The organism is Aliiroseovarius sp. xm-d-517 (genome assembly GCF_013283135.1).
Classification (GTDB): Bacteria; Pseudomonadota; Alphaproteobacteria; order Rhodobacterales; family Rhodobacteraceae; genus Aliiroseovarius; species Aliiroseovarius crassostreae.
This window is the reverse complement of the sequence record NZ_WBXT01000001.1, coordinates 1,590,988-1,611,022: the sequence shown is the minus strand read 5'-3', so window position 1 is coordinate 1,611,022 and position 20,035 is coordinate 1,590,988. Positions and strand designations below refer to the sequence as shown.

The following is a 20,035-nucleotide window of genomic DNA, read 5'->3' as shown; positions in this document are numbered from 1 at the left end:
GTCAGGCGGAGCCGCGCTTGAGGCGCGGCGCTTTTGAAAGCTCACGTCGTGAGCCGGTTGGGGGCGCTGCCCCCGGCCCATCTTTCAGATGGGCTCTCCCCCGAAGTATTTTGAGCAAGAAGAAGATCTGTGCCCTCATTTTCTGGTCAGAAATATCCTGGGGTGAGGGCGCCCTCGAAGAGGGAGGCCGAGGGGCAAAGCCCCTTCTTCGCAAGCTTCGGATTGCTGATGGCGGTTTTGTGGGGCAGGGTGGGGGCATGTTGCAGATCACATGTCCTTCTCCGGTTGGCCCGCTTGTTGTTACAGAAGAAAGCGGAACGATCACACGGTTAACCTGGGGGGAGGCTCCTGATCAGGGGGTGAGCCCGCTGTTGCGTGAGGCGCAGGCGCAGCTTGTCTCATATTTTGACGGGCGGCTGCGTCAATTCGATTTGCCCCTTCGCGTCAGGGGCTCCGAGTTTCAGCGGGCGGTTTGTGCGGCCATGTCGTCCATCCCTTACGGAGAGACCCTGACCTATGGCGAAATTGCTGCGCTGACCGGCAATTCTGCGCAGGCGGTCGGAAATGCCTGTGGCGCCAACCCGATCCCGATCCTCATTCCCTGTCATCGCGTGATGGGGGCCGGTGGCAGGCTTGTCGGGTTTTCCGGCGCGGGTGGGATAGAGACAAAAGTTCAGCTTTTGCGTCTTGAAGGTGCTGCGGGATTGCTTATCTGATCTCTTTGGCCTGCGTATAAAGACGGGCAGATGGGGAAGACAGGAGTGATCATGGCCGAGATCCTGAAGGTCAGCGGGCTGACCAAGACCTATGATGGCGGGCATCAGGCCCTGAAAGGCGTGGATCTTTCGATTGAAGAAGGTGAGATCCTGGCCCTGCTTGGTCCAAATGGGGCCGGGAAAACAACTCTTATTTCAATAATTTGCGGGATTGCCACGGCGAGTTCGGGGACAATTTCCGTGGCTGGGCATGACCATGTTCACGATTTTCGCGCGGCGCGGAACCTGATTGGGCTGGTGCCTCAGGAAATCAATCTGGAACCGTTTGAGACGGTGATGAATACGGTGCGGTTTTCGCGTGGGCTGTTTGGCAAGCCACGTGATGATGCGCGGATTGAGGAGATCCTGAAGCTGCTCAGCCTTTACGACAAGCGCAACAATCGGATCATGACCCTGTCAGGTGGCATGAAGCGTCGGGTGCTGATCGCCAAGGCGCTCTGCCATGATCCGCGCATCCTGTTTCTGGATGAACCCACGGCGGGTGTGGATGTGGAGCTGCGCAAGGACATGTGGGAGATTGTGGCGCGTCTGAAAGAGACCGGCGTGACCATCATCCTCACCACCCATTACATCGAAGAGGCCGAGGCGATGGCGGACCGGATCGGGGTGATTTCCAAGGGTGAAATCCTGCTGATCGAAGAGAAGGACGCGCTGATCAAGCGGCTTGGGCGCAAGGAATTGCATATCGAGCTTTCGGATCCGATTGAAGAATTGCCGCCCTCGCTGGCGGGCAAGGGGGTGACCATGGAAAATGGCCACCTGATCTACACCTATGACACGCAGGCCAACAGCACCGGGATCACCGGCCTCTTGGCGGATCTGCGCGCGGCTGGGCTGCATATGGTGGACCTGTCGACCAAGCAAAGCTCGCTTGAAGAGATTTTTGTCGATCTCGTGAAGGAGGATGTGGAATGAACTGGAATGCAATCGCCGCGATCTATCGCTTTGAAATGGCACGGACATTTCGCACTTTGGCACAGTCGGTCATATCCCCGGTCCTGTCCACCTCGCTTTATTTCGTGGTGTTTGGCGCGGCCATCGGGTCGCGGATCGACCAGGTCGAGGGGGTGAGCTATGGCGCCTTTATCGTGCCGGGCCTGATCATGCTGACGGTGCTGACGCAGGCCACGACAAATGCGAGCTTCGGGATCTATTTCCCGAAATTCATCGGCACGGTGTATGAGCTCCTCTCGGCGCCGGTGTCTTTTGTCGAGATTGTGATCGGTTATGTGGGGGCGGCTGCGACCAAGGCACTGATGATCGGGCTGATCATCTTTGCCACCGCGCATTTCTTTGTTGATCTGACCATAGCGCATCCGATCTGGATGATCACATTTCTGGTGATGACCTGTCTCAGTTTTGCCTTGCTCGGGTTCATCATCGGCATATGGGCGAAAAACTTTGAACAACTTCAACTGGTTCCGCTTCTGGTGATCACGCCTCTCGTGTTCCTTGGCGGCTCTTTTTACTCGATCTCGATGCTGCCGCCGGTCTGGCAATCCATCACGCTCTTCAACCCGGTGGTCTATCTGATCTCCGGCTTCCGCTGGGCGTTTTTTGATGTGGCAGATGTGTCGGTGGTCTGGTCGGTGGTGGCCATTGCCGGGTTCATGAGCGCGTGCCTCCTGGCTATTGGCTGGATTTTCCGCACCGGCTGGCGGCTGCGCAGTTGATCCCGGCGTTTGATCCAGGAAATATCACTGACGGGGAGAAACCCCCCGTCTCAACCCTTGAGACCAACCCGCAGGCAGATTACATCACCCCCATGGTAAAGCTGATCCCCTTCCTGAAACGCCCGCCCACGGTTGCGGTGATCCGCCTGCAGGGCATGATCGCCAGCGGCAATCGCGGGCAGTTGAACGATGTCTCCATGGCCCCCGCGATCGAGCGCGCCTTTCGCAAGGGGAAACCCAGCGCGGTGGCGCTGGTGATCAATTCTCCGGGCGGCTCGCCGGTGCAATCCAGCCTGATCGCCGCACGCATTCGCCGGTTGGCGGCGGAAAAAGATGTGCCAGTGGTGGCCTTTGTCGAAGATGTGGCCGCCTCGGGCGGGTATTGGCTGGCGACGGCGGCGGATGAGATCTTGGTGGATGAAAATTCGGTTGTTGGCTCCATCGGCGTGATATCGGCGGGCTTTGGTCTGACGGGCCTGATCGAGAAGCTGGGCGTGGACCGGCGGGTTTACACGGCGGGCAGATCCAAATCACAGCTGGACCCGTTCCGCCCGGAAAACCCCGAAGATGTCGAACGTCTGAAAGGGCTGCTTGACGATATCCACGTGAATTTCAAGACCCAGGTGGAAACCCGCCGGGCTGGCAAATTGCCGGAAGGTGAAGATCTGTTTACCGGCGAGATCTGGCTGGGGCACAAGGCCTTCGAAAAAGGGCTGGTGGACGGGATCGGCCATCTGGTGCCCACAATGAAGGCGCGGTTTGGCGACAAGGTGCGCTTCCGTGTTTATGGCGTCCGGCGCGGGATCCTGTCCCGCTTTGGCCTGCGCCTGATGAATGACGCGATCACCCAGATTGAGGAGCGTGCGGAATATGCGCGATTTGGCCTTTAAATGGTGATCAAGATTGTTGTCCTCTTTCTGGTGGCGATGGGGGTGCTGGCCATGTTCGGCAAGCTCCGCTATCCCGGTCAGAACCGCGTGGACGCAATGAAATGCCCCCGATGCGGGCGGTTTCTTCTGGGCCGGTCCGCCCGGAAGAACGGATGTGAGTGTAGGGGAAAGGGCTGAGCCTTGGATCTGATTTTCGCGGCCCTTGGCCTCATTATTCTTTTGCTCGCAGGCGACAGCCTGGTGCGCGGCGCGGTGAACCTGTCGCTGCGCCTTGGTGTGCCTGCGCTGATCGTGTCGCTGACCATTGTGGCGTTCGGCACCTCTGCACCCGAGCTTTTGATTTCGGTGCAGGCCATTCATGAAGGTGTGCCCGGTCTGGCGCTGGGCAATGTTGTGGGGTCAAATACTGCCAATATCCTTCTGGTGCTGGGGGTGCCCGCCCTTATGCGCGGGCTGTCGACCGGTTCGTGTGACACACGCAAAAGCTATAAACAGATGATGGCGGCCTCGGTCCTGTTTTTCATCCTCTGCTTTCATGGCGTCATCACCTGGGTGCAGGGCGCGATCCTGCTGTCGGTGCTGGGGCTGATCCTCTATTCGGCCTTTGGCGAGGCGCTGTGCCATCGCCGTGCGTGCAAGGAAAATCAGGCAGAGCCCTGTGACGAGGATGAAGAGGTCGAAGGGGCTGACCCCGACATGGCGTGGTGGAAGGTGATCCTGTTCCTGATCCTCGGGTTGATCGGCCTGCCTCTCGGGGCGGATCTGCTGGTGGATGCCTCCACAAATATCGCCCGCGCCATGGGGGTTTCTGAAACCGTGATCGGCCTGACCCTTGTGGCCCTTGGCACCTCCCTGCCCGAACTGGCCACCACCGTGATGGCGGCCCTGCGCAATCAGGCCGAGGTGGCGCTGGGCAATGTGATCGGTTCGAACATGTTCAACCTGCTGGCCATTATCGGTGTGGCGTCCTTTGTGGGGCCGATCCCGGTTGAGCCGGGCATCCTTCAGTTCGATATCTGGGTGATGCTGGCCGTGTCCGCACTGCTGGCGCCTTTCGTGTTCTGGAAATGGCATATGGGCCGGATCTGGGGCGGTGTTCTGACATTGCTTTATCTGGTCTACGTGTCGATAGTGCTGGCCCATTAACCCCTTGCAGGAGCGCGCGATGACAGAGCAGATGACAAAACGGGCTTTGGTCACCGGGGCTGGGGCCCGGCTCGGTCGCGCCATGGCGCTGGAACTGGCGCGTCAGGGATATGACGTGGCGGTGCATTATGCGGCCTCTGCCAACGGGGCGGAAGAGACCGCCGCGATGATCCGCGACCTTGGCCGGAACGCGGTGACGCTTCAGGCAGATCTGCTGGATATGCGGGCGGCAGAAATGCTGGTCCCGCAGGCGGCCGAGGCCTTGGGCGGCCCGCTTTCCGCGCTGGTCAACAACGCGTCGGTGTTTGAATACGACACGATTTCGACCGCTACACAAGACAGCTGGGACCGTCATATCAATTCCAACCTGCGGGCCCCGTTTTTCATGATTCAGTCCTTTGCCGCACAGGTGCCAGAGGCGGTGACGGATGAAAATGGGGAACCCGTCGCGCGCGCCGTGGTGGTGAATATGCTGGATCAGAGGATCAAGAAACTGACCCCGGAATTCATGACCTACACGCTGGCCAAAGCTGGGCTTTGGACCCTCACCCAGACGGCAGCCCAGGGGCTGGCTCCTCATGTGCGGGTCAACGGAATTGCGCCGGGGCCAACCCTGATCGGGCACCGCCAGTCCGAGGCACATTTTGCAGCGCAACGTGCGGGCACGGTGCTGGGGCGTGGCGCGGGAACCATGGATATCGTGGCTGCATTTTCCTACCTTCTGAACGCGCCCTCGGTGACCGGTCAGGTGATTGCCGTGGATGGCGGGCAGCATCTTGGCTGGAAAACGCCGGATATTCGCGGGGTCGAAAAGTAACCTAAGGGAAGGTGAAATTGCACGAGCAGCCCAAAGTTGTGCACCCGTTCAATTCTTCTCCAGCGTTAACTATCTTTTTTGCAATGAAATCAAAACATTACAAAATGTTCATATTTTTTGCATGAAATATCAGTCACTTAAGAAACTGCCTAAAAAATAGGCAAACTAAAGGGGAGGGTGTAAAACAAGGGAAATCCCTGCAGTCGCGCAGGAAATCCTCAGACTTATCCACAGATTTTGTGGGCATGTTTTCCCTTGCCTCTCGCACGGTAAGATTGCAGTCAGCAAGAGATTCGCACAGGACACCATGGATCAGGATCGTTCGTCAGACAGGGCCACCAACCGGCCCGATGTCACCCCTGCCCCCGACGCCAAATCCAAGCTGGCCGGGCATGAGGTGATCCAGTCATATCTGCGCCTGTTGGACGGGTCGCCGGGTGTCTATCGCATGCTCGATGAAAAGGGGCGGGTGCTTTATGTGGGCAAGGCGCGAAACCTGAAAAAACGGGTGTCGAACTATGCCAAACCCAGGGGGCACTCTGCGCGGATCGCGCGGATGATCAGCCAGACCGCCTCGATGATGTTTCTGACCACCAGAACAGAGACCGAGGCGCTGCTCTTGGAGCAGAACCTGATCAAACAATTGAAACCGCATTTCAACGTGCTCCTGCGCGATGACAAAAGCTTTCCGAACATTCTCGTCACGGATCATGACTTCCCGATGATCAAGAAACATCGCGGTGCGCGGAAAGAAAAAGGGCAGTATTTCGGCCCCTTTGCCAGCGCGGATGCGGTGAATCGCACGCTGAACCAGTTGCAGCGCGTGTTCCTTTTGCGCAATTGCTCGGATGCGATGTTTGCCAGCCGCACCCGGCCTTGCCTGCAATTCCAGATCAAACGCTGTGCGGGGCCCTGCGTGGATCGGGTGTCGAAAGAGGATTATGCCGGGCTGGTCAGCGAGGCGCAGGATTTCCTGTCCGGGCGCACCACCAAGATGCAGGGCGATCTGGCGGCCGAGATGCAGGCGGCCTCAGAGGCGATGCAGTTTGAAAAGGCCGCGGTCCTGCGCGACCGGATCAAGGCCCTTACCCAGGTGCAGCAATCGCAGGGCATCAACCCGCGCAGCGTGGGGAAGGCGGATGTGATTGCACTGCATATGGATGGCGGACAGGCCTGTGTGCAGGTCTTTTTCATTCGCGCCCATCAGAACTGGGGCAATCGTGATTTCTATCCGCGCGTGGGCAATGGGCGCGATGTGGTCAGTGCGGGGGAGGTTTTGCAGGCGTTTGTCGGACAGTTTTACGACCAGAAAGAGCCGCCACGCCTGATCCTCCTGTCAGATCCGCTGGATGATCAGGATCTGATGGAAGAGGCGCTGAGTGAGAAGCTGGGCCGCAAGGTAGAAATTGCCGTGCCGTTGCGGGGTGAAAAATCCGAACTTGTCGCCGGGGCGCAGCGCAATGCCCGCGAAAGCCTGGGCCGCAGGATGGCAGAAAGCGCCACGCAGGCGCGGCTCCTGAAAGGGCTGGCCGAGGCGTTTGACCTCGACACCCCGCCCGCCCGGGTCGAGGTCTATGACAACTCGCATATCCAGGGGGCACATGCGGTGGGGGCAATGATTGTTGCCGGTCCCGAGGGGTTTTTGAAAAGCCAGTATCGCAAATTCAACATCAAAGGGGAGGAGCTCACGCCGGGGGATGATTTCGGCATGATGAAAGAGGTGCTGACCAGACGGTTCAAACGGTTGCTCAAGGAAGACCCCGACCGGCAGGAGGGGCATTGGCCGGACCTTTTGCTGATTGACGGCGGGGCCGGGCAGGTCAGCGCGGTCCATGAGATCATGCAGGAGATGGGGGTGATCGACATTCCGATGGTCGGGGTGGCAAAAGGTGTGGATCGGGATCATGGCAAGGAAGAATTTCACCGCATCGGACAGCGCCCCTTTGCGCTTGGGCGCACCGACCCGGTGCTCTATTTCATCCAGCGCATGCGGGATGAGGCGCACCGGTTTGCCATTGGCACCCACCGGGCCAAACGCGCCAAGGCACAGGGGGCAACGCCGCTGGATGAGGTGCCGGGTGTGGGGGCAGCGCGCAAGCGCGCGCTTCTGGCGCATTTCGGCTCTGCCAAGGCCGTGTCGCGCGCGGGGCTTGAGGACCTCAAAGCCGTTGACGGAATTTCAGAAAGTCTGGCTGAAACCATCTATGCCTTCTTCCATGACCGGTCGTGACGCGTTAAGGGTTATGCCATGAGATGGACACTTCCTAATATCCTGACCGTAGCCCGGCTGATCGCAGCCCCGCTGGTCCCCGTGATGTTCCTCTATTTCGCCCGGCCCTGGGCGGATTGGTATGCGATGATCCTGTTTATCGTCGCTTCGATCACCGATTACCTTGATGGGTATCTGGCGCGGGCCTGGAAACTGGAAAGCCTGTTTGGCGCCGCGATGGACCCGATTGCCGACAAGGCGATGGTGCTGATCGCACTTCTGGTGATCAATGGCTATGCGGGCATGACCCCATGGATCCTTCTGCCCTCTGCGCTGATCATCTACCGCGAGGTGTTTGTGTCCGGCCTGCGAGAGACCCTTGGCGACAAGGCCCGTGCGCTGAAAGTGACCAATCTGGCCAAGTGGAAAACCACCGTGCAGATGGTGGCCATCGCGGTTCTGTTTTCGACCGGGATTTTCGAACACAGCCTGCTGGAGCGCACGATTGGCATGGATGACGCCATTGTCGCTGAGATCTTTGCCGGCACCCTGCCCGATGATCTGGGGCTGAATTTCTATTCGACCGGCCTCGTCTGGTCGACCTATATCGGTGTGTCACTTCTATGGATCGCCGGAATCCTGACCATGATCACTGGTTGGGATTACTTCCGAAAGGCGCTGCCTTTCCTGCGTGAGGAGCCTGAAAATGGTTGAAGTCATGTATTTTGCCTGGGTGCGCGAACGGGTGGGTGAACCGCGCGAACAGGTCAACACCAACGCCGCAACCGTGGCGGAGCTGGTGGAGGAACTGCGCGCGCGGGAGCCGCGTTACGCCGAAGCGTTCAAAGATCTTTCCGCCCTGCGGGTGGCGCTCGATCAGGAGCTGGCGGATTTCGACGCACCGCTCGACGGCGTGCGCGAAGTGGCGTTTTTCCCGCCCATGACAGGCGGCTGATATGACCGTCCGTGTCCAGACCGAAGGATTTGACCCCAGCGACGAACTCCGTGGGTTTGGGCGCGGTCGCAGTGATGTGGGCGCCGTGGTCAGCTTTACCGGGGTGGTGCGGGATGATGATGGGTCGCTCGACCGGATGGAAATCGAACATTATCCCGGCATGACCGAAAAGGCGATTGCCGCCATGGTCGATCAGGCATCCGCGCGCTGGCAACTGGCCGATTGCCTTGTCATCCACCGGCATGGGCCGATGCGCCCCGGAGATCAGATCATGATGGTGGCCACCGCCGCCAAACACCGGGTGGCCGCGTTCGAGGCGGCAGAGTTTCTGATGGATTACCTGAAATCCCGCGCGCCTTTCTGGAAAAAAGAGTTCACCCGTGCCGGTGAAACCGCCTGGGTGGATGCCAAGGTGAATGATGAAGAAGCGCTGAAGCGTTGGTCGGAATAAGTTGGTCGGAATAATCAGGGCGGCCCGCTTCTGACTATCCGCTGGCTATCCGAAGGGGGCTTTTGCACGCGGGCCCCGAACAGGCCCCCGAATGCCCTCACCTGAGGCTCAAGCTTCGTGCACCACCCGCAGACGAGGCTGATTTTCGCGCTCCAGAATGGCATCCGCATCCAGTTCTCGGATCGGCGTATCATCGTCCGGGATCTCGCCTTTTTGCAGCAGGTCCAGAAAGCGGCCGCAACATACCCGCAGGAATGAGGCGAAACTGCCCTCGGTGTGATCGGCGTCGATCGCTTCGAAATACAGCGTGTTGACCAGCTGCTCCGTATTCATTCCGTCCCGGCGGGCGATCCGGTCCAGCACGTCCCAGTAGAAATTCTCGATCTCAAGCGACAAAAGCGTCCCGTCCACGCGGAACACCCGGGTATTGCTTTCCCAAAAGGATGTGTCAGCTCCGACAAACAGACGGCACATGGGGGGGACCTCCGACCTGAAACCAAAAATCACGTCTCTCGACTGGTGGCATTTTACACCAAACTGTTTGCAAAGCGACCGGAGAAATCTGCTTTTACGCGGGGGCGTTTCCCGACCCGGAACAGGAAGGGAATGAAACCCGCAAGATCATCGCGGATTGGGCCACCACCGGCCCGGCGTCAGCTGCGCTCGGGAATGATCTGTTGCGCAATCCCCGCCCCCAACAGGTAGATCGAGGTCAGGACCAGCCCCCAATGGGCCCAGCTTTCCGGATGGAACTCTACCCAGGCGGCCCAGCCGGCAAAAAAGGTCCAGGCCAGCGCCACCGGAAGGCTGACGCTCCGCCAGCGTTTTGTCCGGGTCGGGTGGATGAATTTCAGCGGGAAGAACATGGCGATGGCAAGGGTGACAACAAGCCCCAGCATCAGCCAGAAACTGGGCTCGGTGGCGAACAGGACAATGATCAGCATATTCCAGCAACCGGGGAAGCCGGAAAAGGAATTGTCCTTTGTTTTCATGCGTGTGTCCGCAAAATACACAACCGAGGTGAAGGTGATCACAATGATCGCCACCCAGCCGGTCCAGCCGGGCATCAGCCCCGATTTGAACAGCGCATAGGCCGGGATGAACACATAGGTCAGATAGTCGATGATCAGATCCATCAACACCCCGTCATATTGCGGCGCATTGACCTTGACCTCGTAATGGCGCGCCAGCGGACCGTCGATCCCGTCCACGGCAAAGGCCACGACAAGCCAGACAAACATCAGCCCCCATTTCTCATCCACCGCAGCCAGCATGGCCAGCATGGCGAAAACGGCACCAGTGGCGGTGAGCAGATGGACGAGCAGGGCTTTTGTACGAATATCCATGCGGCCCTTGTGCCGGAAAAGCGGGCTGGAAGAAAGGGGGAAGGTTGAGATTGTCTCAGTCTGATGAGCGGGCCGCTGAACGGGCAGATGGGCGGGCCCGTGGATGGGTCGCCTCATAAACCTCCATCAGGCGGGTGGTGTCGACCGCCGTATAGGCCTGGGTGGTCGACAAAGAGGCATGGCCCAGAAGTTCCTGAATGGCGCGCAGATCGCCGCCGGCATTCAGAAGATGTGTGGCAAAGCTGTGACGCATCGCATGTGGTGTGGCGCTGGCAGGCAGGCCGAGTTGCAGGCGGGTTTGCTCCATCACTTTCTGCACCTGCCTTGGCCGCAACGGCCCGCCGCGCACTGTCCGAAACAGCGGTGCCTCCGGCGTTTCCGCATGGGGGGAAAGGCGACGATAGGTTTCCACCGCGTCGCGGGCGGCTGGCAGCACGGGCACCAGCCGTTCCTTGCCGCCCTTGCCGCGGATGCGCAGCACCTCGGCCAGCGGGGCGTCTGCTGCGGTCAGGGAAAGGGCTTCGGAAATCCGCAAGCCGCAGCCATATAGCAGGGTGACCACGGCAATGTCCCGTGCCCCGACCCAGTCCTGACGGGCCTGGTCGCCAACCAGATCCAGCACCGCTTTCGCGGCCTCCGCTGGCAACGGTCGGGGCAGTTTTTTGGAAAATTTCGGGCTACGCACGGACAGCACGGCGGTGGCATCAAACCCGTCCCGCTCGGACAGCCAGCGATAGAAACTTTTCACCGCAGACAGCGCGCGGGCCAGCGACCGTGCCGCAACGCCGCGTCCGCGTTCATGCGCCATCCAGGCGCGCATGTCCGACAGGGTGACATTGGCAAGGGCGGCCCGTCCCTGCGGTCCGCCCAGATGTGCGGCCATGAAGGACAGAAAGCCGATCAGGTCGGTCTGATACGCTGAAATCGTGTTGTCGGAAGCCCCGTCCAGCGCCCGTTTGTGGGTCAAAAAACCCTCCAGCGCGTCCCGCGCACCGGGGGAGATCATGACCGCTGGGTCGCTCACGACAGCCAGCGGCGCATTGCCCGTTCAAACACCCCGCCAAAGAATTGCAGAAGATCGGTGCCTTGCCCCGGTTTGAACTGATGCGGGTCCTCGGCCCCTAACACCAGCATACCGGGCAGACGGCCATGGCCCAGATCAAGGCGGATGCAGGCCTCGGACCGCACCCAATAACCGCTTTCGCCGTATATGGCCGGATTTTGTTCCTGGATCTGACGCAGGAACACGGTGCGGCCGGATTGGTCATGTGATGTGCCGAGGTAGTCGTCGATGAAGCCGGGCTGGGCTGTGGCCAGCACCTGGCCCAGTTTCTGCACGGCTGCGTTCTTTTCGCTCTGCACCGTTTCCAGCACCAGTCGCACCGCGTCGACGCGCAAAATGTCCGCCACTTCGCCGCCGAGATCCATCATGAAATCTTCGAAATCTGCCGGATCCAGCATACGCAGCACGGCGCGATGGATCAGGTTCATCCCTGCGAGGTTCTCATAAGCGGCGGCAATGACGGAGCGATGGGTGTCTTCCAGCCGATCGAGCCGGGTTTCCAGCCGTTCCATTGCGACACCGCGCAAATCCACGATATTGGATCCCATCGCGCGTTCATTCGCTGCAATCAGCGCGCGCATAAGATCCTGATCATCCAGAATAACTTCGGGTCGAGAGATCAATGCCTCCCGCAAATCATCCGCAATGGAAAGAGAAGTCGCCATCACTGCCTCAGGTATTTTTGTTTATCTTTTCTCGTGTGTATACACGAAACGCACGGCCATTACCGCATGTTTTTGGTTAAAATACCGTAAAAGCGGCAGGGCCGTGGCCCCACCGCGACATGTTTTTCGATCCCGGTCTCAGAGGATCTTGATCTCCGCCGCTGCGATATCGGCCAGGAACGCGTCCAGACCCTTGTCGGTCAGCACGTGTTTTGCCATCGCCTGAATGACCGACGGGGGCGCGGTGGCCACGTCTGCGCCCACAATTGCGCAATCCTTCATGTGGTTCACATTGCGGATCGAAGCCGCGAGGATCTGGGTTTCGAACCCGTAATTGTCATAGATGGTGCGAATATCTGCAATCAGCTCCATCCCGTCCAGCGCGATGTCATCCAGACGGCCAATGAAGGGCGAGATGAAGGTGGCGCCGGCTTTGGCCGCCAGCAGCGCCTGATTGGGCGAGAAGCACAGGGTGACATTCACCATGGTGCCTTCGTCCGACAGGGTTTTACAGGCTTTCAGCCCGTCCCATGTCAACGGCACTTTCACCGCGATATTGTCAGCGATCTGCGCCAGTTTGCGGCCCTCGGCGATCATGGTCTCTGCGTCGGTGGCGGTAACTTCCGCTGATACCGGGCCATCGGTGATGGTGCAGATTTCCTTGGTGACTTCGATAATGTCACGGCCCGATTTCTTGATGATCGAGGGGTTGGTGGTCACGCCGTCCAGCATGCCGGTGGCGGCAAGTTCCTTGATGGCGTCGATGTCGGCGGTATCGGCAAAGAATTTCATGCACGTTTCCTTAAGATGGTTTGGCCCGGATCTCTGCGGAGCTCTGGGCCGGGTGGCTTGTTCTTGCCGCTCTCATAGCGCAGAAAGGGACGGGCAGAAACCCCTCACGGCAACCGGGACAAGGGCAGGTGATCCCCATGAGCATGGATGTGCGGCATTTCAGGGAAGGTGAACGGGTTGGCGTGCTGACCACCCAGCCACTTGACCGTCTCCTGACCTATCGTGCGCCGGAAGGGGGATGTGTCCAGGGCGCCTATGTCGAGGTGCCTCTGGGTCTGCGCAAGGTGCTGGGTGTGATCTGGGGGGCAGGCGAGGGGGGCTTTGATGCGGCCAAGCTACGCAAGGTCACCAAGGTGATTGATGTGGCGCCGATGCGGCTCGAGATGGTGCAGTTCCTGACCCGTGTGGGGGATTACACGATTACGCCGATGAACCATATGTTGCGGCTGGCCACCCGCGCGCCGGGGTTGATGGATCCGCCCTCCATGCGCAAGGTGTTGCGCGCCACCGGGTTTCGCCCCAACCGGCTGACCGATGCCCGCGCCAAGGTGTTGGCCGCGATGGATGACAATCCGGGGGCGGCGTTCACGCAGGCGGAACTGGCAGGGCTTGCGGATGTGTCGGCTTCGGTGGTGAAAGGCATGGTGAAACTGGGGGCGCTGCGTGAAGAGGATGCGCCGCGCGATTTGCCTTATCCCTTTCTGGACCCGCTCAAACCCGGCAAGACCCTGACCGAGGATCAGGCGGCGGCGGCCCGCCAGCTGTGCGACGGGGTGACGTCTGGCCGCTATGGCACCACGCTTTTGCGGGGCGTGACCGGGGCGGGCAAGACCGAAGTTTACATGGAGGCGGTGGTGGCGTGCCTGAAAAAGGGCCGTCAGGCGCTGGTGCTCTTGCCGGAAATCGCGCTGACATCCGAGTTTCTCAAACGGGTCGAGGAACGCTTTGGCGCGCGCCCTGCGGAATGGCATTCCGGCGTGACCATGACCGAACGCAGGCGCTGCTGGCGCATGGTGGGCGAAGGGGAGGCGCAGCTGGTGGTGGGCGCCCGGTCCGCCCTGTTCCTGCCATTTCGTGACCTTGGCCTGATCATCGTCGATGAAGAACATGACAATTCCTACAAACAGGAAGACGGGGTGCTTTACTCGGCCCGCGACATGGCGGTGCTGCGCGCCTCGGTCGTGGAGGCGCAGGTGGTGCTGGCCTCGGCCACGCCGTCGTTGGAAACCTGGGCCAATGCGCAAGCGGGCAAGTACAACCGCATTGACCTGACCAGCCGCTATGGCCCTGCCGTCCTGCCCGAGATGCGGGCGATCGACATGCGCAGCGAAGAGCTTGCGTCAAACTCCTGGATCTCGCCTGCGCTCAGGGGGGCGGTGACACGGCGGCTGGCAAAAGGTGAGCAATCGCTTCTGTTCATCAACCGCCGCGGCTATGCGCCGGTCACGATCTGCCGGGCCTGTGGGCACCAGATCGGCTGTGATCATTGTGATGCGCGCATGGTGGAACATCGGTTCCAGAAACGGCTGGTCTGCCATCAATGTGGCGAGACAAAGCCGATGCCCGAGGTCTGCCCGGACTGTGAGGTTGAGGGCAAGCTTGCCCCCGTGGGGCCGGGGGTGGAGCGGCTCGCTGAAGAAGTCACCGCGACCTTCCCGGAGGCGCGGATCGCGGTGCTGTCGTCGGACCTGTTTGGCTCTGCCCGGGCGCTGAAGGCCGAGATTGAACGGATTGCGGCGGGCGAGGCCGATATCATCATCGGCACGCAACTTGTGGCCAAGGGGCATAACTTTCCCAAGCTCACCCTCGTGGGCGTGATTGACGCCGACCTCGGCCTGCAAGGGTCGGACCTGCGCGCCGCCGAACGCTCGTTCCAGCTGATCCGCCAAGTGGCCGGCCGCGCCGGCCGATCAGAAGCACGCGGCACCGCGCTTTTGCAGACGTTTCAGCCCGAACACCCGGTGATCCGCGCAATCCTGTCAGGCGATGAAGAGAAATTCTGGAGCGCCGAAGCAGGCGAGCGCCGCCACGCGGGCGTGCCGCCTTACGGGCGCATGGCCGGGATTGTCCTGTCGGGCACGGACGTGCAGGCAGTGTTTGACCTCGGCGCTGATATGGCGCGCCGCTCCGTGCCCCTGCAAGAGATCGGCGCGCAGCTTTATGGCCCCGCGCCCGCGCCCATCGCCCGCGTGCGGGGACGGCATCGGGTGCGGCTGCTGATCAAGGCGGAGAAAACCGCGCCGATCCAGAACGCGATCCGCAAATGGCTCACTCAGTTTCCGGTCAAAGGCGATCTGCGTATTCAGGTCGATATCGATCCGCAGAGTTTTTATTGAGAGCAACCGCAGGCCGCAGAACTGTTGCCGGGGAAAGGGGCTTTGCCCCTCGCCTCTTCGAGGCTCACCCCAGGATATTTTTGACCAGAAAATAAGACGAAGGGACGCGCTTATTCCGCCGGTTGCGCCACGTTGCCGCCTTTGGGTTGATCGACCAGATAATCGGTGATGATTGCCCCGATCCACATGCACAGAAGTGCAAGCCAGGCGGTGGCGACGAAGATCGACCCGCCGGTCACGCCTGCGCCAATCGCGCAGCCCCCGGCGAGCATCCCGCCAAACCCCATCATCACCGCGCCCGTCATCGACCGGCGCATCACGGCTTCGCCCTCATAACCCTGGAACTTGAACTCGCCCGAGAGGTAACTCGCGGCAAAGGCGCCGGTCACCACGCCGGGCACAAGACCCACGTCAAATTCCAAAACCGGGTCCGAGGTGAGGAAAAACATCAGCGTATTGGCCGATGGGCCGGTGAAGGTGGCGGAGGTCACGGTGACCGGGTCAAAGGCGGCCTGTGACAGCTGGAAGGTCAGGACCCAGCCCAGTGCCACCGCAAAGCCCACGCCGGAGCCGAAGATCAGCCGCCGTGCGCCAAGGTTTGAGCGTCGCGCCAGCACCAGCGCCAGCACCGCGGTGCACAGCCCCAGCAAAAGGCCAAACCACTCGGGCAGGCCGATGAGGGTCAACAGGTTCACATTGGTGCCGCCCTTGGTCATCCAGAGTGACGCCAGCCAGGTGCGGGTATCCGCCAGATAGCCGTGCAGCGACATCTGCGCCACAATCGCCATCAGCATCCCCGACATGACCGATCGCAGGTTCCCGGTGGAGGCCAGCACCAGAAGCCGACCGGAACATCCCCGCGCGAGCACCATGCCGACCCCGAACATCAGCCCGCCAATGATCGCGCCCGACCAGCTGCCGGTCACCGCCATCATCCGCGCGTCTTCCGTGCGCAAGAGCCCAAGCATCGCGGCGCCTTGCACCCAGACCACGGCGGTTGAGAAGGTCAGAAGCCAGATCGCCACGCTGGAGGACATGGTCCGCCGGGCAAATTCCACCGTGGCCGCCCGCAGGCAAAACCGCGACCGCTGCGCTGCCACGCCAAACACGATCCCGGTGATCAGGCCGAACAGCGCGGCGGTGGGGCTTTCTCCGATACGGTCCATCAGGGGAACAATGTTGATCATGGTGGCAGTGAGACCTCTGTTGCGCGGGTTTGGGCGAGTTTACGGGACGGGCGTGTGTGATACTTTGACTTATATCATAGAAAGATTGCGTTTGGTGAATGTGTTTTTCTGTTGGCGCTAACCGAAAACGCGCGTATGGCGGGATCATGAGACACACCACCCTGACCCTCGATGCGGCGCGTGCGCTGCCGTTCTGGCGCCGCCCCGTCTTTTTGCTGCTGCTGATGACGGCGGCCATGCCGCTGGCCTTTTCAACCTGGCTTGCGCTCTTGAATAATTTCGTGATTGGCGAGGCGGGGTTCACCGGGGTGGAGATCGGCTGGCTGCACACGGTGCGCGAGATCCCGGGATTTCTGGCAATTGGGGTGATTGCACTTTTATGGATCATGCGTGAGCAGACCCTGGCGGTGGGCGCGCTTGCGCTTTTGGGGGCGGCGACGGCGATCACCGCGTGGTTCCCGAGCTTCTCGGGCCTGCTGATCGTGACCATGCTCAGCTCGGTCGGGTTCCATTATTACGAGACCATTGCGCAATCATTGCAGTTGCAGTGGATCGACAAGAAACGCGCGCCGCAGATGCTGGGCTGGATCACCGCCGTGGGGTCGGGGGCATCGCTTCTGGCCTATGGGTTTCTGGTGCTGACCTGGAAGACACTCGGGCTGAGCTACAATTTCGTTTACATGCTGTCCGGCGGCCTGACCCTGGCCATCGCGGTCTTCTGCTGGTTTGCCTATCCGAGGTTCGAAAGCCCCGAGCCGCAGCTCAAGACCTTTGTGCTGCGCCGTCGCTATTGGCTCTATTACGCGCTGCAATTCATGGCGGGGGCGCGACGTCAGATCTTTGTCGTGTTTGCGGCCTTCATGATGGTGGAGCGGTTCGGCTTTGAAGTGCACGAGGTGACGGCGCTCTTTCTGATCAACTATGTGGCCAATATGGTCTTTGCCCCCTTGATGGGAAAAGCAGTCTCGGTCTGGGGAGAGCGCCGCGCCTTGGTGTTTGAATATGTCGGGCTGGTGGGCGTGTTTCTGGCCTATGGCGGGATCTATTATTTCGGCTGGGGGGTGATGCTGGCCATGGGGCTGTATGTTCTGGATCATCTGTTCTTTGCCCTTGCTTTTGCGCTGAAGACCTATTTCCAGAAAATCGCGGATCCGCAGGATATTGCGCCGACCGCAGCCGTGGCCTTCACCATCAACCATATTGCCGCCGTGTTCCTGCCGGCGCTTCTGGGATATCTCTGGGTGATCTCGCCCGGTGCGGTGTTCGCGTTGGCGGCGGGCATGGCCATGGTGTCGCTGACCCTTGCACTCCTGATCCCGCGCCACCCGGAAAAAGGTCACGAGACCGTGTTCGCCGGCCCTCTTGCCAAGGCGGCAGAGTAGCCCCACCTTTGGGGCAGAACAGGAGGATGCGCGATGCTTTTTGGCAAACAGAAGAAACTGACCATGGTGGACGAAACAACGGCTCTTCCGGGGCGCGACACGGCGCTATCCTTTGGGGAGACCCATCATGTTTTTGGCCGTCCTTTGACATTGGATGTGCCCGAGGGGCACGAGGTCGCCCTGTTTGGCATGGGGTGTTACTGGGGCGTCGAGCGGATCTTCTGGCAGCAACCCGGCGTCTGGCTGACCATGGTCGGCAATGCCGGGGGATTTACACCCAATCCCACCTATGACGAACTCTGCACCGGCCAGACCGGACACACCGAAGTGGTGCGTGTTGTCTATGACCCAGCCAAGACGAGCTATGAGGCGCTGTTGAAAGTGTTTTGGGAAAACCACGACCCAACCCAGGGGATGCGGCAGGGCAATGATATGGGGACGCAATACCGCTCGGCCATCTATGCCACAACAGATGCCCAACTGGATGCAGCGCGCCTATCGGCCGCGGAATTTGCCCCGCGCCTCGCCGCGCAGGGATTTGGTGCGATCACCACGGAAATCGCCCGGGCAGGGGGCTTTTACCCGGCTGAAGCCTATCACCAGCAATACCTGTCAAAGAACCCCGGGGGCTATTGCGGGATTGGCGGCACCGGTGTGACCTGCCCGATTGGGACCGGAGCCTGAGCGGATAAGCGCGCCTTAGCCGACCTGTGCAGAGTGAAGGCATTGTTCGGCAATGGCCTCGCTTCGCTCGGCAGGGGCTTTGCCCCTCTGCTGGCGCATTCACCCCAGGATATTTGTCGCAAGAGGAAAAGACGGGATGTGCTCTTCTTCTTGCCATAAATATCCTCGCCGAAGGCCAGAAAGGGGCCGAGCGGCGCGAGGCAGGTCTCTGTCTGCGGTATCATGTAAGGGGTAATGATGATGGGGAAGCTTGACCCTCTGCCTTTCCGGGGCTAGGCCCATGGCATCTGTTGCCTGCGAACTTATCGAAAGACCTGATCATGCCCACCTGGACTGCTCTTACCACCCTCTCTGGCCAAGAGGCCGCTGAAGCGCTGGGCGCTGCGATGGAGGCCCTGACCCCTGAACCGACCGGGATTGGTGTGTTCGAGGTGGAAGATGACAGCGGTTTGTGGGAAGTGGGTGGCTATTTCACCGAAGCGCCTGACGCGGCCGGGCTGGCGCTTTTGGCATCCATGCATGGGGCGAAAGATTTCACTGTTTCAGAGCTGCCGGAAACCGATTGGGTGGCACATGTGAAGCGCGAGCTGGCCCCGGTCGAGGCAGGGCGGTTCTTTGTATACGGCGCCCATGATGCCGACCAGTTGCCCGCGGATAAGATCGGGCTGCTGATCGAGGCGGCCATGGCGTTCGGGACCGGGCATCACGGCACCACTTTGGGCTGTTTGCGTGCGCTTGACGGGTTGGCAGACAAGGGGTTCGTGGGCGAGAGCGTGGCGGATATCGGCTGTGGCACCGCCGTGCTTGGGATGGCTGCGGCCAAGATCTGGCCCAACCCGGTGCTGGCCTCGGATATCGACGAAGTTGCGGTGGACGTGGCGCGGGCCAATGTCACGGCCAATGACCTTGACGGGAAGGTCATTTGTGTGGAGGCGGCTGGTTTTGACGCGCCCGAACTGCGGGATGCGGCCCCTTTTGATCTGGTCTTTGCCAATATTCTAAAGGGCCCGCTGATTGGTCTGGCACCTGATATGGCAGGCGCGATTCGCCCTGGTGGTTATGCGATTCTCTCTGGAATCCTGAACCCTCAAGCCGATGAGGTGATCTCTGTTTATCAAGAAAACGGGTTCAATCTTGTCTCTCGGGATGAGATTGTTGACTGGACCACGCTAACCTTAACGAAAATGCGGTGAGATTGTGGCGGAAACAGTCTGTTTCCTCGTGAATATCGGTCAAATTTGCTATGGTTGTGAAGTATCTCGTTGGTGGGGGCCAACCTGAGGATATTGACATGGCTGACGCAAATTACGCGAAATTCAGCAAGCGCATGCGTGATATTGAAACGCGCCATCGCAAGATGTCGCGCGGATATGTGCAATTGGTTGAACGCGACGGGCTTTTGGTGCCAGCGTCGCGCAGTGGTGGCTTGCGCCGTGGTTTTCCGCTGCGTGGGCTGGCGGTCGCCTTGGCCCTGTTTCTGGTGTTCAAGGCCTTTCTTATGGTCCAGCTTGGCGCAACAACCTACGAGACCCGCGTGGCAAAACTGGCCGCGGGCACCGGGATAGAGCAGGCCGGGGCCTGGGTGATGGCGACCGATCCGATTTCGCAGTGGATCGCTGGCCGGATGCGCACCCTGTTCTGACGCCTGCGCCAATGCAGTGTG

At 60.2% G+C, this 20,035-nt stretch carries 22 protein-coding genes; 16 read left to right on the top strand and 6 right to left on the bottom strand.

Going from position 1 to position 20,035, the window contains the following annotated elements:
- The first annotated feature begins 257 nt into the window (after nt 1-257).
- From XMD517_RS07730 to XMD517_RS07680, 11 genes are all read left to right on the top strand, one after another.
- Nucleotides 258-716: a methylated-DNA--[protein]-cysteine S-methyltransferase gene (locus XMD517_RS07730; RefSeq protein ID WP_173485788.1), complete on the top strand. Its 459-nt coding sequence runs from the start codon at nt 258-260 to the stop codon at nt 714-716.
- 51 nt (nt 717-767) lie between these two features.
- Nucleotides 768-1,691 carry an ABC transporter ATP-binding protein gene (locus tag XMD517_RS07725; protein ID WP_173485787.1) on the top strand — a complete coding sequence of 308 codons (924 nt, stop codon included), beginning with the start codon at nt 768-770 and terminating at the stop codon, nt 1,689-1,691.
- On the top strand, nt 1,688-2,449 hold the full coding sequence (locus XMD517_RS07720; protein ID WP_173485786.1) for an ABC transporter permease: 762 nt from the start codon (nt 1,688-1,690) through the stop codon (nt 2,447-2,449). Before XMD517_RS07725 ends, XMD517_RS07720 begins: the two co-directional genes overlap by 4 nt.
- Nucleotides 2,450-2,541: 92 nt before the next feature.
- Entirely contained in the window at nt 2,542-3,339 is a 798-nt protein-coding gene (locus tag XMD517_RS07715; RefSeq protein WP_173487808.1) for a S49 family peptidase, read from the top strand.
- Nucleotides 3,340-3,516, top strand: coding sequence for a hypothetical protein (locus tag XMD517_RS07710; protein ID WP_173487793.1), 177 nt, complete (start codon nt 3,340-3,342; stop codon nt 3,514-3,516). It begins immediately after the preceding gene.
- Nucleotides 3,517-3,519: 3 nt separating this feature from the next.
- Nucleotides 3,520-4,485 (top strand): calcium/sodium antiporter, encoded by a 966-nt coding sequence (locus XMD517_RS07705; protein ID WP_173485785.1) that lies wholly within the window; start codon nt 3,520-3,522, stop codon nt 4,483-4,485.
- Between the two features lie 19 nt (nt 4,486-4,504).
- A complete protein-coding gene (locus tag XMD517_RS07700) occupies nt 4,505-5,302 on the top strand; it encodes an SDR family oxidoreductase (protein WP_173485784.1) in 798 nt (265 codons plus the stop codon).
- A 307-nt stretch (nt 5,303-5,609) separates the two neighbouring features.
- Entirely contained in the window at nt 5,610-7,532 is a 1,923-nt protein-coding gene (uvrC, locus tag XMD517_RS07695) for an excinuclease ABC subunit UvrC (protein WP_173485783.1), read from the top strand.
- Between the two features lie 18 nt (nt 7,533-7,550).
- On the top strand, nt 7,551-8,225 hold the full coding sequence (gene pgsA / locus XMD517_RS07690) for a CDP-diacylglycerol--glycerol-3-phosphate 3-phosphatidyltransferase (RefSeq protein WP_173485782.1): 675 nt from the start codon (nt 7,551-7,553) through the stop codon (nt 8,223-8,225).
- Entirely contained in the window at nt 8,218-8,466 is a 249-nt protein-coding gene (moaD, locus tag XMD517_RS07685) for a molybdopterin converting factor subunit 1 (RefSeq protein WP_173485781.1), read from the top strand. Before pgsA ends, moaD begins: the two co-directional genes overlap by 8 nt.
- A 1-nt stretch (nt 8,467) precedes the next feature.
- Nucleotides 8,468-8,917, top strand: a complete 450-nt coding sequence (locus XMD517_RS07680) for a molybdenum cofactor biosynthesis protein MoaE (RefSeq protein ID WP_173485780.1) — start codon at nt 8,468-8,470, stop codon at nt 8,915-8,917.
- 108 nt (nt 8,918-9,025) lie between these two features.
- On the opposite strand, the gene XMD517_RS07675 is transcribed toward XMD517_RS07680, so the two are convergent.
- The 5 genes from XMD517_RS07675 to fsa form a co-directional block, all read right to left on the bottom strand.
- Complete coding sequence (locus XMD517_RS07675; RefSeq protein WP_173485779.1) at nt 9,026-9,391, bottom strand: ribbon-helix-helix domain-containing protein; 366 nt, start codon at nt 9,389-9,391, stop codon at nt 9,026-9,028.
- A 179-nt stretch (nt 9,392-9,570) separates the two neighbouring features.
- Entirely contained in the window at nt 9,571-10,263 is a 693-nt protein-coding gene (locus XMD517_RS07670; protein ID WP_173485778.1) for a phosphatidylcholine/phosphatidylserine synthase, read from the bottom strand.
- A 55-nt stretch (nt 10,264-10,318) separates the two neighbouring features.
- Nucleotides 10,319-11,269, bottom strand: a complete 951-nt coding sequence (locus XMD517_RS07665) for a tyrosine recombinase XerC (RefSeq protein ID WP_173486321.1) — start codon at nt 11,267-11,269, stop codon at nt 10,319-10,321.
- A gap of 14 nt (nt 11,270-11,283) precedes the next feature.
- Entirely contained in the window at nt 11,284-11,991 is a 708-nt protein-coding gene (locus XMD517_RS07660; protein WP_173485777.1) for a DUF484 family protein, read from the bottom strand.
- Nucleotides 11,992-12,129: 138 nt separating this feature from the next.
- The gene (fsa, locus tag XMD517_RS07655; protein WP_173485776.1) at nt 12,130-12,783 is read right to left on the bottom strand and encodes a fructose-6-phosphate aldolase; all 654 of its coding nucleotides are present in this window, start codon (nt 12,781-12,783) and stop codon (nt 12,130-12,132) included.
- Between the two features lie 137 nt (nt 12,784-12,920).
- Between fsa and XMD517_RS07650 the strand changes: the two genes are divergently transcribed.
- Nucleotides 12,921-15,119 carry a primosomal protein N' gene (locus XMD517_RS07650; protein ID WP_173485775.1) on the top strand — a complete coding sequence of 733 codons (2,199 nt, stop codon included), beginning with the start codon at nt 12,921-12,923 and terminating at the stop codon, nt 15,117-15,119.
- A gap of 110 nt (nt 15,120-15,229) precedes the next feature.
- Here XMD517_RS07650 and XMD517_RS07645 read toward each other — a convergent pair whose 3' ends face one another.
- Complete coding sequence (locus XMD517_RS07645) at nt 15,230-16,303, bottom strand: YeeE/YedE family protein (protein WP_173486320.1); 1,074 nt, start codon at nt 16,301-16,303, stop codon at nt 15,230-15,232.
- A 149-nt stretch (nt 16,304-16,452) separates the two neighbouring features.
- On the opposite strand from XMD517_RS07645, the gene XMD517_RS07640 reads away from it, so the two are divergent.
- The 4 genes from XMD517_RS07640 (at nt 16,453) to XMD517_RS07625 (ending at nt 20,014) form a co-directional block, all read left to right on the top strand.
- A complete protein-coding gene (locus XMD517_RS07640) occupies nt 16,453-17,688 on the top strand; it encodes an MFS transporter (protein ID WP_173485774.1) in 1,236 nt (411 codons plus the stop codon).
- A 33-nt stretch (nt 17,689-17,721) separates the two neighbouring features.
- Entirely contained in the window at nt 17,722-18,372 is a 651-nt protein-coding gene (gene msrA, locus XMD517_RS07635) for a peptide-methionine (S)-S-oxide reductase MsrA (protein WP_173487792.1), read from the top strand.
- A gap of 320 nt (nt 18,373-18,692) precedes the next feature.
- The gene (locus XMD517_RS07630; RefSeq protein ID WP_173485772.1) at nt 18,693-19,565 is read left to right on the top strand and encodes a 50S ribosomal protein L11 methyltransferase; all 873 of its coding nucleotides are present in this window, start codon (nt 18,693-18,695) and stop codon (nt 19,563-19,565) included.
- Between the two features lie 98 nt (nt 19,566-19,663).
- Entirely contained in the window at nt 19,664-20,014 is a 351-nt protein-coding gene (locus tag XMD517_RS07625) for a hypothetical protein (RefSeq protein WP_173485771.1), read from the top strand.
- Nucleotides 20,015-20,035: the final 21 nt, after the last annotated feature.